This is a genomic window from Streptomyces sp. NPDC087844 (assembly GCF_044742785.1).
GTDB lineage: Bacteria > Actinomycetota > Actinomycetes > Streptomycetales > Streptomycetaceae > Streptomyces.
Genome location: NZ_JBIUVD010000002.1, coordinates 138,606 through 156,118 on the forward strand (window position 1 = coordinate 138,606; position 17,513 = coordinate 156,118).

Sequence of the window (17,513 nt, forward strand, 5' to 3'; positions counted from 1 at the left end):
TCTCCTCATGGTGGGTTGCCTCCGGCACGTATCGTGAGTGGTTGCGGACCGTACGCAGGCACAACTGCAGCCACAACGGGACGCATGGCGAACGGATTTGACCAACCGGGCGGCCGGGGGAGGCATCGTGGAGGACTATGCGGGACGGGTGCTCGCCGACCGCTACCGCCTGCCGCTCCCGCCGACGGACGAGTACGAGTTCGCCGAGTCCCGGGCCTGGGACACCTACAGCGGACAGGAAGTCCTGGTCCGGCAGGTGCCGTTGCCCGAGGTCGTCGAGGCGGAGGTGCTCGACGCGGACGGGCTGCCCGACGGGTTCGTGGCGCGGGACGCCGGAACGCGGGACGCCGGGGTGCGGCGGCCGTCCGCGCGGACCACACGGCGGCCCGCCGAGCCGGCCGTGCGACGGGCCATCGAGGCCGCCCAGGCCGCGGCGCAGATACCTGACCACCCCCGGCTCGACCAGGTCTTCGACGTGTTCGCCGAGGGCGGCTCGCTGTGGATAGTGAGCGAGCTGGTGCCCGCGCGGCAGCTCGCGGCGCTGCTCGCCGACGGGCCGTTGAGTCCGTACCGGGCCGCCGAGGTGGCCTCCGACGTGCTGACCGCCCTGCGGGTGCTGCACGCGCACGGATGGGTGCACCGGAACATCACCGCGCGCACGGTGCTCGTCTGCGACGACGGCCGGGTGATGCTCACCGGACTCGCCTCGGGGGCTGCGGAAGAGGCGCTGTGCGGGTACGACCCGGTGCCGGCCGCCGAAGGCGAAGCAGGCACACAGGGTGCGCCCGGAACGCCGGGCGGCCCGGCAGGACAGGTGGGCCGGACGGGTCAGGCAGGTCAAGCCGGTCCTACGGGTGCGGGCGGTTCGGCGGGGCAGGCGGGCCGGACCGGTGGCGCGGGCGGACAGCTCGGTCGGTCCGGCGCCCCGGGCCGCTCCGTCGGACAGGCGGTGCCCGGAGCGCGTGGGCCGGACGGTGGTCGCGCCGCGGTCGAGGCCGTACGCGGGGGCGGCGGCGCAGGCGCGTTGCCCGTCCCGCGGACACAGGCACAGGCACAGGTTCAAGCACAGGCCCAGGGACGGACACAGTCACAGGCGCACGCCTCCGACATGGCGCAGCGGGCGCTGGAGGCGGGCGGAGACGTACGGGCCGCGCGGGCCGGAGCCATCGCGGCCTACCGCGCGGGTGCGCGCGCGGCGGCCCAGGTGCAGGAGGAGCAGCGGGGCGGCGGGAACGCGGCGTTGCCCGCTCCGCGGTCGCTGTCCGGTGAGAGCGACCCGGAGACCGGTCAGGCCTCGGGGCCGATCTCGGGCCGGATAGCCGGGCAGGGAATGGAGCACACATCGCCGCCGGGGCAGATCGCCGACCCGTATGGAGTGGGCGGGGTGGGCGGGGCGGGGCTGCCGGGCGCGTGGCACGGCGCCGCGCCGCGCGGCGGGGCCCCGGCCGTCGGAAGCCCTGGACAGGGCCGGCCTCCCGCGCTCCCTGACGGCGGCGACAGCGGTCATGGCGGCAACGAGGGTCATGGCGGCGACGGCGGCATCGGTGGTGCGACCGACGGCCGGGCGGAGACCGTCGCGTACGGCGCCGGGTACGCGCCGTCGGCCGACCACACCTCCGCGGCCCCCGGCACGGGCGCGGAGCCCGGCACAGGTACAGGTGCAGGTACAGGTACAGGCGCAGCTCCCACGCAGTGGAACCGGCTCACCTCCGCCGCTGCCGACACCCGGCGGGGCCCGGCGACCGCGCTGGCGGCGGAGCGGGCCCGGCAGGCCAGGATGGCCGTCGTGGGACCCGTCACCGAGCGCTGGGCGCCCGAGCAGGCCGGACCCGTGCACGAGAACTGGCAGCTGGCGGCGCCGATCGGGCCCGCGACCGACCTGTGGGCGTTGGGCGCGCTGCTCTTCCGTGCCGTTCAGGGCCACGCGCCCTACCCGGAGGAGAGCACCGCCGAGCTGGTGCAACTGGTGTGCGCGGAGCCGCCCGCGTTCGCGGAGGAGTGCGGCCCGCTGCGGCCGGTCGTGGAGTCACTGCTGCGCCAGGACCCCACCGAGCGACTGGACTTCGAGGAACTGCGGGGCTGGCTGCGCTCGCTGGTGCGCTCGGCGCCCGAGCCGGAGGCGGGCACGTTCGTCATAGCGGCACCGCCGGTGGACCCCACCCGGCTTCCTGTCGTACGCCGGCGGGGCGAGCTGGTCCGCAGGCGTCGTGCGGGGCTGCCCGCGACCACCCCCCACGGTCGGCACAAGCGGGGCAAGCGGGGCAGGGAGGCCAAACCCCGCCGGCTCGGCCGGACACTGCTTCTGCTGATCCTGCTCGTCATGGCCGCGGCCGTCGCGTACGCCATGGCGTTCATGCCCAGGACCGGCTCCGGCGGTGAGCGCACCGGTTCCGCGGGGGACGTCGTCGTCCCCACCCCCGGTCACTCCGGGGAAACCGGCGCGGGGTCGGACGGGAACGCGGGCTCCGATCCGCAGGGCGAGAAGACGTCGGGCGAGAAGCCGCCGAGCGGGAAGAACAGCCCGACGCGCTCGTCCAGTTCGACGACCCAGACCACCGGCCCCGAGCTTCCGCAGGGCTTCACCCTGCGCAAGGACTCCGAGGGGTTCCGGGTGGCGGTCGCCAACGGCTGGGAGCGGACGGGCAGGAACGGCCGCGGTCAGGTCGTCTACTCGCACGGGAAGTTCGAGCTGCTGGTCGTGCCCGGACGCGACACGACCGAGGAGTTCGGCAGCGATCCGATGTCCTACCAGCGTGAGGACGAGCGCGAGTTGCAGCCGTTCCGCGACTCGACCTGGGCCACGTCCAGCGGGATGCGGCGGATCGACGTGGGTGGACGGGCCATGGCCGAGGGGCAGTTCACCTGGCAGGACTCCACGGGCAGCGAGGTCTACGTACGGAACCTGGTGGTCATCGCCGGCGGGAAGTACCACGTGCTGCAGCTGCGCGGTCCGGAGGCCGAGCGGGACGAGGTGACGCGGCTCTACGAGCAGGCGTCGTCGACGTACCAGATCACTGGTTGATGCCGTGCCGGATCACTGGTCGAGGGCGTACCGGATCATCGGTTGAGGGCGTACCGGGTCACCGGTTGATGCGGCGTCATCACACCTCGCAGTCAGGGGTCTTGTGCGGCCGTGGCACCGGTTCCCCGCCGACCCGCGATCACCGGGTGGCAACCGCTCGATCCCTCCCGTGGGAACCGTCACAGTGCTGTCTCCGTAGGACCCCGCCGGTTCCCTGGGCACGTGTCGGTCCTTAGTCTGACCCTGTCAAGAGCATTGCGGGGAAACGTGAATCAGATGCAGGGCCTGCTTCTCGCAGGCCGCTACCGGCTCGCCGACTCCATCGGCAGTGGCGGCATGGGCCGGGTATGGCGTGCGCGCGACGAAGTGCTGCACCGCGCCGTCGCGATCAAGGAGCTGACGGCCGCGCTCTACGTGTCCGAGAGCGAGCAGGCCGTCCTCCTCGCCAGAACCCGGGCCGAGGCCAGGGCCGCAGCGCGCATCAACCACTCGGCCGTCGTCACCGTGCACGACGTACTGGAACACGACGGCCGCCCGTGGATCGTCATGGAGCTGGTCGAGGGCGGGTCGCTCGCCGACGCCGTCAAGGACGCGGGACGCATCGAGCCCAGGGAGGCGGCCCGGGTCGGGCTGTGGGTCCTGCGCGCTCTGCGGGCCGCGCACGCCGCCGGCGTACTGCACCGCGACGTCAAACCCGGCAACGTACTGCTCTCCAACGACCGGCGCGTGCTGCTCACCGACTTCGGCATCGCCCAGGTCGAGGGGGACACGACGATCACCCGGACCGGCGAGATAGTCGGTTCGGTCGACTATCTGGCGCCGGAACGCATCCGCGGCCAGGACCCGGGCCCGTCCGCCGACCTGTGGGCGCTCGGCGCGACGCTCTACACGGCCGTCGAGGGCAGGTCGCCGTTCCGGCGGACGACACCGCTCACGACCATGCAGGCCGTCGTCGGCGAAGAGCCCGACGCCCCGGAGAACGCGGGCCCGCTCACCTCCGTCATCACCGCCCTGCTGCGCAAGGACCCCGCCGAGCGGCCCGGTCCCGACGAGGCCGAGCAGATGCTCGCCGAGGCCGCGGAGGGGCGGACACCCGACTCGGCGCAGGCCTATGTGCCGACGCAGCACGTGGACGGCACGCGGGACCCGCGCGGAACGTACGGCCAGGGGATGCCGGGCGCGTACGGGCCCGCGCAGGCCGCCGCTCCCGGATCCGAGGACGCCACCCACGCCGTCGCCCACGGGTCACATGGATACGACGGGCCCCGGAGCGGCCAGTATCCGCAGGGCCCCTACGGCGGCCCGGCCGGCCGCGACACCTACGGCAGTCACGGCCGGCCCGCTCCCGACCCGGCCGTCGCCACCGCGAACCAGCCGGCGGTGGCCGGCGGGCCCGGGCGGCGACGGTTCCGTACCGTCGCCGCGGTCCTGCTGGCGGCCGCGCTCCTCGGCGGCGGTGGCGTCGCGGCGATGCTGATTGCGGACGGACAAGGGGGCGGTGACGGGTCGAAGTCCCCGGACCACTCCTCCTCGTCCCCCGCGACCCCGTCCTCCTCGGGCGGTGAGGACGACGACGGAGAACAGACCGAGGCGGCCCAGACCGGTGACGTGCCCGCCGGCTGGGAGCGTGTCGACGACCCCGAGGGTTTCAGCCTCGTACTGCCCAAGGGCTGGAAGCGGCAGGTCGAGGGCACTCAGGTCGACTACACGCCCGACGCAGGCGAGCACTTCGTACGCATCGCCATCGACGACTCGCCGGACTTCGACAATCCGTACCGGCATCTCGTCGACCTGGAACAGCAGATCTCGGGGCGGCTGAGCGAGTACCGGCAGGTCGGTCTGGAGTCCAACACCTTCCGTGACCGTCCCGGGGCGCTGTGGGACTTCACCTGGACCGCGTTGGGCAAGGACACGGAGTTTCCCGGGCCGCGCCGGGCGATGGAACAGGCGTATCTCGGCCGTGACGGGGTCGAGTACGTGATCTATATGTCCGCGCCCGCGGATGACTGGGAGACTGCGCGGGAGCAGTTCGACGCGGTTCTGCGGGGGTGGGAGCCGCCGGTTTCGCGGTGACGTGCCCGTGCACCGGGGGTGTCGGCGCCGCGGGGTGGGCAGGGGTTCTGTCGGCCGGGGCCGGTGGGGTCGGGTCGCGCCCGGTGGCGCAGCCGCATGTGTCGCAGCCCCGCGCCCCTGAGAAGCTTGCGCAGTTCCCCGCGCCCCCAGGAGAGCCGCGCCGGTCCCCACGGCCCTGGGAGATCGTTGCCCTTGTCGGTGCCTGCGTCGGTTGTCGGCCAACCCCGGTCGCGTGACCCCGGAAGGGTTCCGTCCGTTGCGGCATGATGGGACGCATGGCGACCGAGGGGGAAAGACCGGAGGACAACGCCCGTGTCATCGCGGGCCGTTACCGCCTGGAAGCCAGAATCGGCCGCGGTGGCATGGGCGTCGTGTGGCGGGCCACGGACCAGGTGCTCGCCCGGCAGGTCGCGGTCAAGGAACTCGCCGTCGACGCCTCGCTCTCCGCGGCGGAGTCCCGGCTGCAGCGTGAACGTACCCTGCGCGAGGCACGCGCGATCGCGCAACTGCGGCATCCGCACATCATCGTCGTGCACGACGTCGTCGAGCAGGACGAACGCCCGTACATCGTCATGGACCTCCTCGAAGGAGGTTCGCTCGCCGAGCGCATCTCCCGGTCCGGACCCGTCGGCCCGGTCGAGGCGGCCCGGATGGGCATCGACCTGCTCAGCGCGCTGCGCAAGGCGCACGACGCCGGTGTCCTGCACCGCGACCTGAAGCCCGCGAACGTGCTCCTCACGCTGGACGGCATCGTCGTCCTCACCGACTTCGGGGTGGCGCAGGTCGCGGGCTCGACGACGCTCACCGAGAGCGGGTCGTTCGTGGGCTCGCCCGAGTACACCGCACCCGAGCGGATGTCGGGCGTCAGGACCGGGCCCGAGTCCGATCTGTGGTCGCTCGGCGCACTGCTCTGCACGGCCCTGAGCGGCGAGTCACCGTTCCGGCGCGACTCGTTGGGCGGGACGCTGCACGCGGTGGTCGTCGACGACATACTTCCGCCCGCCGCCGCCGAGCCCCTCCTCCCCGTCGTACGCGGCTTGCTCGAACGCGATCCGGAACGGCGGCTCGACGCGGCCGAGGCGGAGCGGCTGTTACGGGTGTTTCTGGACACGGGCCGTATGCCGCAGGTCCCGCCCGGCTATACGCCCTCGCGGCGGGACGTGTCGGGGCGGGAGCCCGGCACCTCGACGACGCCGGTTCCGGAACCGGCCGTGCCGCACCCGCTGAGAGTCCCCTTCGCCGTCTCCTCGTCGATGCGCAACGTGCTGATCGCGGCGGCCCTCGTCGCGGCGATGGCCGTGGCGGGCGTGTCGGCGGCGGCGCTGCTGATGGGCGACGGCGACAACGGGCCGATACCACCGGGGGGTTCGGTCTCGTCCTCCCGGACGGCCACCGGTGCCACGCCGAGTCCCACCGCCACCGCCTCCCGGCCCACGGCCTCCGCCGGCCGCACGGTGCCCACGGGATACCGTCTCGTCCGCGACGCGGCGGGCTTCTCCCTCGCCGTCCCCGTGGGCTTCACGCGCGAGGCGCAGGGTGAGCGCGTCTACTACATGTCGGCGGGCAAGACCTTCCGCATCGGCGTCAAGGTGTCCGCACCGGAACCGGGCGGCCCGCTCGCGGTGCTGGAACGCGCCGCCGAAGAGGGACCGGACACCTACGCCGGGTACCGCGGCGGCCGGGTCACCGAGACCACCCGCTCCGAGCGCCCCGCCGCACTGTGGGAGTTCACCTGGGACGGCTTCAGCGCGGCGGAGGGCGCGCGGCACATCTACGAACTGTGCTGGGAGGAGGGCGGCCGGATGTACGACGTGCTGGTGTCGTCGCCGGTCGGCAAGGCGCGGGAGGCGCGGGAGTACTTCGACGTCGCGGTGGACACCGTGGCACGTAAGGGCTCATGAGCCGCATATCACCGCGAAGCGTGCGTCGTGCGTCACGGGTCTGTGACTGGAAAGCGCCCGGGGTGGAGCGCGGACGCCTGCCGCGATAAGGATGGACCCCATGAGCAGCAACGGGGGAGCCCCTCACGGACCCGACGAGCCAACGAGTTTCGGTCTGCAACCGCCACGCCCGCCGGTCGCGGTGCCACACCCCGGGAATCCGTACGTCACACCCACCCAGGTCGTGCCCCAGGCCGTACCGCAGCAACAGGCGCACCCGGCACAGCAGGCGCAGTCGACACAACAGGCGCACCCGGCACAGCACGTGCAACCTGTGCAGCAGGCGCCGCACGACCCCGGTTCCGGCCGCCTCATCGCGGACCGGTACCGGCTGCTCGACAAGCTCGGCCACGGTGGCATGGGAACCGTGTGGCGGGCCAAGGACGAGACGGTGGACCGGGAGGTCGCGGTCAAGGAGCCGCGCATCCCCGATCATCTTCCCGAACGTGAACGAGCCAATGTCTCCGAGCGGATGCGCCGTGAGGCGCGCGCCGCGGCCCGGCTCGACCACCCGGCGGTCGTCACCGTCCATGACGTCGCCGTCGTGGACGGCCGGCCGTGGATCGTGATGGAACTGGTCCGGGGGCGCTCGCTCGGCGCCGCACTCCAGGAGGGCACGCTCGGCGCGCGTGAGGCGGCGAGAATCGGCCTTGAGGTGCTCGGCGCGCTGGAGTCCGCGCACGCGGCGGGCATCCTGCACCGCGACGTCAAGCCCGACAACGTCCTGCTCGGCACGGGCGACCGGGTCGTCCTCACCGACTTCGGCATCGCCCAGATCGAGGGCGAGACGAATCTGACCGACACGGGCGGCTTCGTCGGCTCGCCCGAGTTCATCGCGCCCGAAAGGGTGCTGGGGCAGCGCCCCGGCCCGGCCTCCGACCTCTGGTCGCTGGGCGTCGTCCTGTACGCGGCCACGGAGGGCGTGTCGCCGTTCCGCCGCAGCAACACGCCCGCGACGCTCCAGTCCGTCCTCAACGCCACGCCGGCTCCGCCCAACGCGGCCACGGGACCGCTCGCCGAGGCCATCAACGGCCTCCTCGACAAGGATCCGAACCGCCGTCCGGACGCCGCGCGGGTACGTGCCCTGCTGGAGCAGACCGCGCGACCGCCGCAGCCCGCGCCCACCCAGGTCGTCCAGCGGCCGGCGCCCGACGGGGTGCGACCGGGTGGCAGGCCGGTCCGTATCGGCCGCAAGGGATGGATCGGCCTCGGGGCCGTGGTCGTCGCGGCGGCGGTGGCCGCGTACCTGGTGATCGCGGACCCGTTCGCCGGCCCGCTGCCCGACGACTGGAAGAAAGCCGACGTGAAGGCGCTGGGCGCCACGCTGGCGGTGCCGAAGGGCTACCAGAAGACCGTGCCCGAGCCCGACGCGCCCAAGGACGAACACTGGGTGCAGTTCACCGACCTGAGCGGCACCCTGTGGATCAGTCTGTCGCTGGACAGGAAGGCCGAGGACACCTCGGGCGAGATCGCCGGGACCGCGTCGGCGGAGATGTACGAGGACGACGCCGCCTACAAGCAGAGCGGTGCGTACGGGCTCGGTATGGACTCCGATCCCGCGCCGAGGAGCGATCCCAACGATGTCAAGTACGAGGACCGCAAGGCCGCTCGGAACACCGTCGTCTACTCCAGCACGGACACCGAGAATCCGCGTCCGCGGGAGATGCAGGTCCTGTACTACAGGACGACGTCGGGCGACATGTACAAGCTCATGATCGGATATCCGGGCAAGGGGGACTTCGCCGAGCGCGGGCGGGCGGTCGCGAAGACGGCCATCGCGAACCTCGACATCGACAGGCTGTGACCCTCTGCCGACGGCTATCGACGGCTATCGACGGCTATCGACGGCTACCGACGGCTGCCGATGGCGACGGCTACCGACGGTTGGCGATGGCTTGCCGAGGCGTCGAGTGAGCGTCGGTAGCGGCATACTGCTGCCTCGGGCCGACGTCCGGCGGGTGCGGCCCGGTGGGGGTCGCCCGCGCAGTTCCCCGCGCCCCTGAAGCCCCCGAGGGCCCCAGGGGCGCGGAGAGCGGCGCGGGCTTTTGCCCTTGGGGGCGCGGGGAACGGCGCAATCTTGTGCTTTTTGGGGCGCGGGGAACTGCGCAGGCCTTTGCCTTCAGCAGCGCGGGCTTCTGTCTCCAGGGGCGCGAGGAACGGCGCGATCTTGTGCCTGTAGGGGCGCGGGGAACCGCGCGAACAGAGAGGCGGCAGGCGTGGGCCTGGATCTTGACGGGCGGGCGCATGCCCGGCAGCGCTGGGCGGCACGCGGTGCCCTGACCGGCGCCGCCCTCGCGGTACTGCTGCCACTCGGCTACGGCGGAGTCGCGAGCCTGCTCCTCGTCGCGGTCGGCGCGTTCGGCACGGCGCTCACCGTGGCCGCCCTGTGGTGGGTGCTGACCCTCAGGGGACCGTCCCGCGCGGCGGCCGTCGCGCTGGCCGTCACGACACCCGCCGCGGTCGTCTGGTTCTTCGCCGCCGAGAACCTGCTGTGGGTCGTCATCGTGTCCCTGACCCTGTGGGGAGTCGCCGTCTGGGCCGGGAAGTTCGCGCTCAGCAGCACCAGGTCGCACACGGTGAGCGTGCGGGAGCACCGGACTCCCGCCCCCACGAGCCCTTTCCTCATCATGAACCCGCGGTCCGGGGGCGGAAAGGTCGAGCGGTTCGGGCTGAAGGAGAAGGCCGAGAAGCTCGGGGCGCGAGTCCACCTCCTCGACCCCGACCGGCAGGAGGACGTGACCGAACTCGCCCGGCGTGCCGTGGCGGACGGCGCCGATCTGCTCGGTGTCGCGGGCGGGGACGGTACGCAGGCGCTGGTCGCCGCCGTGGCCGCGGAGCACGGCATACCGTTCCTCGTCGTCTGCGCCGGTACGCGCAACCACTTCGCCATGGACCTGGGGCTCGACCGGAACGATCCGGCGGCGAGCCTCGACGCCCTCACGGACGACGGCGTCGAACTCCACGTCGACCTCGGCTTCGCCGACACGTACCCGTTCGTCAACAACGCCTCGTTCGGGGCGTACGCGGTCGTCGTGCAGAGCCCCGAGTACCGGGACGACAAGGTCCGTACGACGCTGGAGCTGCTGCCCGAACTGCTCACGCACCAGCGGGGGCCGCGGCTGACCGCCCGCGTGGAGGAGCCGGGCACGGCCGCCGGTCCGCAGGCGGGGGGTGCCACGGCGGCGACCGTCGTCGACGGGCCCCAGGCCCTCCTGGTGAGCAACAACCCCTACCGCATGGACGATCCGGCGGGCCTCGGCTACCGCGAGCGGCTGGAGTCCGGTGTGCTGGGTGTCCTCGGCGTCAGGGTCGAGAACGCCGCCGAGGCCGCCGGGCTGCTGCTGGGCAGGCACTCCACCGGGCTCACGGTGCTGACGGCCCGCGAGGTGGTCGTGGACGCCGACCGCCCCGAGATCGAGGTCGGCGTGGACGGCGAGGCCCTCATGCTGCCCACGCCGGTACGGTGCCGGATCGAGCCCGGTGCCCTGCGCGTGCGCGTCCCCGGGAACCGGCCGGGCGTGCCGGAGACCAAGCCGCCCATGGACTGGCGCCGGCTGCGCAAACTCGCGGCGGCGGTGGGGCGTACGGCCCTGCCCAAACACCGGGTTCTGCCCCGGGAGGAGCCCCTGCCCGCGAACCGGACGCCTCCCACGGCCTGACCCACGGCGGACACGGCCCGAACATCGACAAGCTCCGTCCCAGCGCGGTACTGATGGGACATGAGGGATGGCGGGGGCGCCTGGTCGGCGGCCGTTACCGGCTGACCGAGCGCATCGGCTCGGGCGGCATGGGCACCGTATGGCGGGCCACGGACGAACTCGTGGGGCGGGACGTCGCGGTCAAGGAGCCGCGGCTGCCCGGCGATCCGCGGGACGCGGCCCACCAGCGCGCGTACCACCGGCTGCAGCGCGAGGCACGGGCGGCAGCGCGTGTGGACCATCCCGGCGCCGTCGCGATCCATGACGTGGTCGTGGAGGACGGACTGCCCTCCGGCTCCTGGCGACATGCCCAAGGGAACGGCGGACGAGAAGAGGGGCACGGTGGTGTTCAAGGGGGCGCGGGACCGTCTTGAGATCGAGCCGTGAGTTCCGGGTACGGATTCTCGGCCGGGTTCTGCTTCTCTCTGATCATCACCCGGACAACGACCTGATCAGGCCGTTTACTGCCAGTGATCACTGGCGCCTTGTGTGTACTCGGTGAAACCCTATTACCGACGGGTACCCAAAGAGCTCGGGCGGGCATACCCTGCGGCTCATGACGGACTCGCAGGCCCCGGCACAGGCCCCGGCACAGGCCCCGGAAAAGACCGGTACCAACCCTCTCGCGCCCGCCCCCGAAGGCGCCCGCACGGCCGCTGACGTGGTCACGCCGGAGCTGATCGCTCAGCTCACCCGTGGCGTGGTCGGCTCGGGCCGCACCGCCAACCACACGCCGTTCACCGGCGAGAAGCTGGCCGACCTGCCCGAGTCCACCCCGCAGGACGTGGAGGTCGCCTACGAGCGGGCGCGCGCCGCCCAGTTCCTCTGGGGCCAGATCCCGGTCAGGGAACGCGCCGCCGTCCTTCTCCGCTTCCACGACCTCGTGCTCGCCCGCCAGGCCGAGGTGCTGGACCTGATCCAGCTGGAGACCGGCAAGGCCCGCCTGCACGCGCACGAGGAGGTCCAGGCGGTCGCCGTCGCGGCCCGCCACTACGGCCGCAGGGCCCCCTTCTACCTGCGCCCCAAGCGGCACGCGGGCGCCATGCCGACCCTCACCAAGGTCACCGAGCTGCGCCACCCGCGAGGCGTCGTCGGTCAGATCGCCCCCTGGAACTACCCGCTGGAACTCTCCGTCGGCGACGCGCTGCCCGCCTTCGTCGCGGGCAACGCCGTGGTGATGAAGCCCGACACCGAGACCTGCCTCACCGCGCTGTGGGCCCGTGACCTGCTCATCGAGGCGGGCCTGCCCGCCGGCGTCTTCCAGGTCGTCCTCGGCGAGGGGCCGGTCATCGGCCCGGAGGTCGTCAAGCACGCCGACTACGTCTCCTTCACCGGCTCCACCCGCACCGGCCGCGAGGTCGCCCAGGGCGCGGCGGCCCGGCTGGTCGGCGTGTCCCTCGAACTCGGCGGCAAGAACGCCATGCTGGTCCTGGCGGACGCCGACGTCGACAAGGCGGCGGCCGGTGCGGTCCGCGCCTGTTTCTCGTCGGCCGGGCAGCTGTGCATCTCGATCGAGCGGCTGTACGTCCACGAGTCGATCGCGGACACGTTCCTGGAGCGGTTCGCCGCACGCACCAGAGCGATGCGCCTCGGCACGTCCCTCGCGTACGGCGCGGAGATGGGCTCGCTGGTCGGCGAACGCCAGCTGGAGACCGTGACCCGGCACGTCGAGGAGGCCGTCGCCAAGGGCGCGACCGTCGTCGCCGGCGGTGTCGCGCGCCCGGACATCGGCCCGTACTTCTTCGAGCCGACCATCCTCGACGGCGTCGAGGCACCGATGGCGGTCTGCGGCGAGGAGACCTTCGGCCCGGTCGTCTCGATCTACCGGTTCGAGGACGAGGACGAGGTGATCGCCTCCGCCAACGCGACGGCGTACGGCCTCAACTCGTCGGTCTGGACGAAGGACGGCCGTCGCGGCGCCAAGGTCGCGGCCCGCCTGCGCACCGGAACGGTCAACATCAACGAGGGCTACGGGCCGGCGTACGGCAGCGTCCAGTCGCCGATGGGCGGCATGAAGGACTCCGGCCTCGGCCGCCGCCACGGCTCCGAGGGCATCCTCAAGTACACGGAGGCCCAGACGGTGGCCCAGCAACGCCTGCTGCCGATGGCCCCGTCCCTGGGCATGGACGACGAGAAGTACGCCGCTTTCATGAGCCGAAGCCTGAGGCTGATGAAGGCCTTCCGCTTCCGCTAGACGCGCCTGGTCAGGAGCGCCCCGTCAGGGGCGCGGGGAACTGCGCGAGCAACCACACACGACCCGCACGGACACTCAACGAGGAGCACACGTGCCTCAGGAAACGTACGACTACGACGTGATCGTGGTCGGATCGGGCTTCGGCGGATCCGTCACAGCCCTGCGCCTCACAGAAAAGGGCTACCGCGTCGGCGTCCTGGAAGCCGGCCGCCGCTTCACCCGAGGCACGCTGCCCAAGAACTCCTGGGACCTCAAGAACTACCTGTGGGCGCCGAAGCTCGGCATGTACGGCCTGCAGCGCATCCACCTCCTCGGCAACGTCATGGTGCTCGCGGGCGCGGGCGTGGGCGGCGGCTCTCTCAATTACGCCAACACCCTCTACGTACCGCCGAAGCCGTTCTTCGAGGATCCGCAGTGGAAGGACATCACGGACTGGCAGGAGGAGTTGAAGCCGTACTACGACCAGGCGCAGCGCATGCTCGGCGTACGGCTCAACCCGACCATGACCCCCTCCGACGTCCATCTCAAGGCGGCCGCACAGCGGATGGGCGTGGGCGACACCTTCCACATGGCGCCGGTCGGTGTCTTCTTCGGTGACGGCGAGGACGCCGACGGAACAGCGAAGGCGCGGCCGGGGGAGCAGGTCGACGACCCGTACTTCGGCGGCGCGGGCCCCGCCCGCAGCGCGTGCGCCGAGTGCGGCGAGTGCATGACGGGCTGCCGGCACGGCGCGAAGAACACCCTCAACGAGAACTATCTGTACCTCGCGGAGAAGGCGGGCGCGGTCGTCCACCCCCTGACGACCGTCGTGTCCGTCACGGACGACTCGCAGGGCGGTTTCGCCGTCTCGACGCTTCCCACGGACCGCGGGCGGAAGGGCCAGGGGCGCAAGGGGCGTGTCCTCAAGGCCCGCCGGGTCGTCCTCGCGGCCGGCACGTACGGTACGCAGACCCTGCTGCACCGGATGAAGGACGGCGGCCAGCTGCCGCATCTGTCCAAGCGGCTGGGGGAGCTGACCCGTACGAACTCCGAGGCGCTGGTGGGCGCGCAGACCAGCGACCGCCGCTACCGCAAGGCCACCGGCGAGGCGAAGGTGGACTTCACCCGCGGGGTCGCCATCACGTCCTCGATCCACCCGGACGCCAACACGCACATCGAACCCGTCCGCTACGGCAAGGGCTCGAACTCGATGGGCAGCCTGTCGATCCTCCAGGTTCCGTACACGGAGGGCTCGTCGAGGGCGTTCGCCTGGCTGGTCAACGCGGTGAAGCACCCCACCCTCGTGGCGCGCTCGCTCTCCAACCGCCGCTGGTCGGAGCGGACCATCATCGGCCTGGTGATGCAGTCCCTCGACAACTCCCTGACGACGTACCTGAAGCCGAAGGGCGCGGGCAAGGGCCTGCTGACGGCACGCCAGGGACATGGGGCCCCCAACCCGAAGCAGATCCGGACCGCTTCGGAGGGCGCCTCCGCGATAGCCGCAGAGATCAACGGTTTCGCGGGCTCGAACGTCGGCGAGCTGATGGGCACCCCGCTGACCGCGCACTTCCTCGGTGGCTGCCCGATCGGCGCCTCCGCCGACGAGGGCGTCATCGACCCGTACCACCGGCTGTACGGGCACCCGGGCATCTCCGTCGTCGACGGCGCCGCGGTCTCGGCGAACCTGGGCGTGAACCCGTCGCTGACCATCACCGCACAGGCCGAGCGCGCGATGTCGTACTGGCCCAACAAGGGGGAGGCGGACCCGCGTCCGGCGCCCGGTGCCGCCTACGAGCGCCTGAAACCGGTCGAGCCGCTCACCCCCGCGGTCCCGGCCGGGGCCTTCGGCGCCCTGAAGCTCCCGTTCCTCGGCATGCCGACGATGCCACCGAAGAAGTAGCCACCGAAGAAGTAGCCACCGAAGAAGCAGTCACCGAAGAAGCAGTCAGGAAAGAAGCAGTCAGGGAAAGACGAAGGACCTGCGCCCCCCTCCGAGCGCAGGTCCTTCGTCTGTCGTGCATACAGCAAGTCAGCGACGCGTCATGAGCTGTAGCGGAGCTGAACGGCGGAACTACACGTCGGAGCCGGCCTTACGGCGACGAGCGACAACAACGGCCCCCACACCAGCGGCCAGCGCAACCCCACCGACGAGCCCGATGGTCGGCAGCGCGGAGCTGGACCCGGTCTCGGCGAGACTGCCGGTGACCTGCGGCGTGTTGGCCTTGTCCGGCTTCTGGTCGCTGACCGGCGCCTTGCCGCCCTCTGTCGGCTCGGTGTTGTCGGTGTCCGTACCCGCGGCGACGATCTGGAACTTGTACGCGACCTCGCCGAAGCCGGTGCACTCCGCGTCGTCGTCACCGTAGATCGTCGCGCCGAGCGAGAAGCCCGCGCCGACCGGAGCGGTGGACTTCACGTTGATACGCAGCGGGACCTGGACCTCGTAGTCGGGCTTGAGCTCGTCGGTGTAGCCGACGAAACCGACCGCGTAACCCTCGTCGTCGAGGTTCTCCCAGACCTTGGCGTCCGGGTTCCAGGCCTGGAGCTGCACCTGCTTGCTCTTGAAGAGGTCCGTGCCGTTCACGTCGGACGAGGCGCCCGCGAGGAAGTCGAGGTCCTGGAGCGTCGAGTCGGAGGAGTTCAGGACGTTCAGCGAGAACTTGTGCCAACCGCTGCCCACGGCGATCTTGCCGGGCAGGCCGGTGATGCTGACGTCGACCTTGGTGTCCTCGCACACGGACGGCTCGGGGTCCGGGGTCTCCGACGCCTCGGGCGGGGTGGTGCTCGGTGCCGGGCTGGTAGCCGGCGGGGTCGAGGTCGGCGTGCCCGCGGGAGGCGTGGTGCTCGGCGTCGTCGTCGTGGGCGTCGCGGCGGGCGTCGTCGTCCCGGCGGTCTCGGTGGTCTCCGTCGCACCCGGCGTCACGGTCGCCGACTCGGTCCCGGTGGGCGTGGGGTCGGTCGCGAAAGCGGCCGGGGCCGACAGGAGCGCGAGCGGGGCTATGACAGCCGTCGTGGCCGCTGCGGCCATGACACGGCGAAGCTTCATGAAGACCTCGAAAAGTCCGGTGCGCCGCGATGTCGCGGCACGAGATTCGGGAGGCCTCCGCGTGGCGGTCGCGGGTAAGGCCGTTGGTTCCGCAAGTGAGACCTGTGACTCCTGTGAAGGGTTGTCCTCGAACTCACAAAATTTTTATGTGGGCTGGGTCACACGCCGGCTCGACTTGTGAACTCCCGCGCCCACGCCATAGAACTGACCCTCGGTCGACGGTTCGAGTACGGCGACCAGTACGTCGACAGGCACGTCGGCCATGGGGGAGAGGCGCGAGCGCTGTGAGTGAGAAGCCGTCCGGACAGTCCGGGGAGCCCGACGGGTCCGGGTCCGGGTCCGGGCTCGGGCCCAGGTCCGGGGAGTCCATACCGGACGACGTGTGGGAGCGGTTCGTCCAGGACAGCGAGCGGGACATCCGGCTCTCTGAGGCGCCCAAGGAGCCGTCCGCGCGCGCCCGCATGGTGACCGAGCGGCTGCGCCTGCAGGACGCCCGCGGCGAACTGCCCCCGGCCTGGCGCGCCGACCCCGTCGGGCAGCGGGCGAACGGGCGCAGAGCCCGGCGCCGCAGGGTGTGGACGGTGATCGGCATCCCGCTCGCCCTCGTGGTGGCCGTGGTGGCCATGAAGCCGTCCCTGCTGCCGGGCGACCCTTTCGGCACGGACTCGAACTCGGGCACGGGTCTGAGCGCGGGCTCGCGGGCCCCGTCCTCGCTGCCGGCGGAGACTGCGCCCGAGACCGCGGCTCCGGGATCCGCGCCAGGAACGCCCACCCTGGACGAGCCCTTCGCCGGTTCCCCGGCCGCGCGGTACGCCGACGGCGCCGCCGGGATCGTACTGCCGGAGGCGAAAGCGGTCGGTTCGTTCTCGAAGGACCAGGTCGCCGGGGCCCTGGAGCAGAGCAGAACCCTGCTCGTCGAGGCGAACGTCGACCGCGGGACGCTGTTCGGCAACACCCCCGAGACCGTTCTCGGCAAGGTGCTCGACCCCAAGCAGCCCGAGCTGGTCGACGACCTGAGGTCCTGGCTGCGCAAGCCCGGCGAGGGCCACGATCCGCTGCGCTTCTTCAGCCGCTTCGACCGGGACGAGGTACGGCTCGTCGGTGACGTGGTCAAGACCCGCGGCCGTACGACGTTCGAGGCGGGCGAGGGCGGGGCGCTGGACATCCACACCGACTACACCTTCGTCTACGCGCTGGCCCCCGCCGACCCGGACTCCACCGAGGTGGCCCGCACCATCGTCCGCCGCGTCATCGACCTGCGGCTCCTCGACCCCGCGACGTACGAGGCCACGCCGGGCAGGCTGGCGGTCGTCAGCTACGACGACGACATCGCCAACTCCGCCTGCGACGTCTACGACGGCTTCCTGCACCCGCGGCTGGCCTCCGGCGGACCGGCGGGCGCGCCCCCGAGCGGGCCCGCGGTCGACCCGTACGACCGCAGCCGGGACATCGGAGACCGCTCGGGCGATTCCAGCGACTCCGGTGCTGCCGGTGATTCCGGTGAGGAGCCGTGTGGGACGGTGTCGCGGACATGAGGATGGGGATGGGGACGGGGACGAGGACG

The 17,513-nt window shown here is 72.0% G+C and carries 9 protein-coding genes and 1 pseudogene; 9 read left to right on the plus strand and 1 reads right to left on the minus strand.

Annotation, left to right across the window (positions count from 1 at the left end):
• Positions 1 to 127 precede the first annotated feature (127 nt).
• The 8 genes and pseudogenes from ACIOKD_RS04280 to ACIOKD_RS04315 all read left to right on the plus strand — a co-directional run bounded on the left by ACIOKD_RS04280 (position 128) and on the right by ACIOKD_RS04315 (position 14,806).
• Positions 128 to 3,022 carry a protein kinase gene (locus tag ACIOKD_RS04280; protein ID WP_402077954.1) on the plus strand — a complete coding sequence of 965 codons (2,895 nt, stop codon included), beginning with the start codon at positions 128 to 130 and terminating at the stop codon, positions 3,020 to 3,022.
• A gap of 276 nt (positions 3,023 to 3,298) precedes the next feature.
• A complete protein-coding gene (locus ACIOKD_RS04285; RefSeq protein WP_402079170.1) occupies positions 3,299 to 5,095 on the plus strand; it encodes a serine/threonine-protein kinase in 1,797 nt (598 codons plus the stop codon).
• A gap of 275 nt (positions 5,096 to 5,370) precedes the next feature.
• Positions 5,371 to 6,996: a serine/threonine-protein kinase gene (locus ACIOKD_RS04290; protein ID WP_402077957.1), complete on the plus strand. Its 1,626-nt coding sequence runs from the start codon at positions 5,371 to 5,373 to the stop codon at positions 6,994 to 6,996.
• A gap of 100 nt (positions 6,997 to 7,096) precedes the next feature.
• Complete coding sequence (locus tag ACIOKD_RS04295) at positions 7,097 to 8,839, plus strand: serine/threonine-protein kinase (RefSeq protein ID WP_402077960.1); 1,743 nt, start codon at positions 7,097 to 7,099, stop codon at positions 8,837 to 8,839.
• A gap of 412 nt (positions 8,840 to 9,251) precedes the next feature.
• A complete protein-coding gene (locus ACIOKD_RS04300; RefSeq protein WP_402077964.1) occupies positions 9,252 to 10,694 on the plus strand; it encodes a diacylglycerol/lipid kinase family protein in 1,443 nt (480 codons plus the stop codon).
• A gap of 53 nt (positions 10,695 to 10,747) precedes the next feature.
• Positions 10,748 to 11,023: pseudogene (locus ACIOKD_RS04305) on the plus strand (serine/threonine protein kinase); the annotation flags it as partial.
• A gap of 266 nt (positions 11,024 to 11,289) precedes the next feature.
• Positions 11,290 to 12,927 (plus strand): succinic semialdehyde dehydrogenase, encoded by a 1,638-nt coding sequence (locus tag ACIOKD_RS04310; RefSeq protein ID WP_402077967.1) that lies wholly within the window; start codon positions 11,290 to 11,292, stop codon positions 12,925 to 12,927.
• A gap of 91 nt (positions 12,928 to 13,018) precedes the next feature.
• Complete coding sequence (locus ACIOKD_RS04315; RefSeq protein WP_402077971.1) at positions 13,019 to 14,806, plus strand: GMC oxidoreductase; 1,788 nt, start codon at positions 13,019 to 13,021, stop codon at positions 14,804 to 14,806.
• A 171-nt stretch (positions 14,807 to 14,977) separates the two neighbouring features.
• Here the strand turns inward: ACIOKD_RS04315 and ACIOKD_RS04320 are convergent, their stop codons facing one another.
• On the minus strand, positions 14,978 to 15,949 hold the full coding sequence (locus ACIOKD_RS04320; protein WP_402077973.1) for an LPXTG cell wall anchor domain-containing protein: 972 nt from the start codon (positions 15,947 to 15,949) through the stop codon (positions 14,978 to 14,980).
• 284 nt (positions 15,950 to 16,233) lie between these two features.
• Between ACIOKD_RS04320 and ACIOKD_RS04325 the strand changes: the two genes are divergently transcribed.
• The gene (locus tag ACIOKD_RS04325; protein WP_402077976.1) at positions 16,234 to 17,484 is read left to right on the plus strand and encodes a hypothetical protein; all 1,251 of its coding nucleotides are present in this window, start codon (positions 16,234 to 16,236) and stop codon (positions 17,482 to 17,484) included.
• The last annotated feature ends 29 nt before the right edge of the window (positions 17,485 to 17,513 follow it).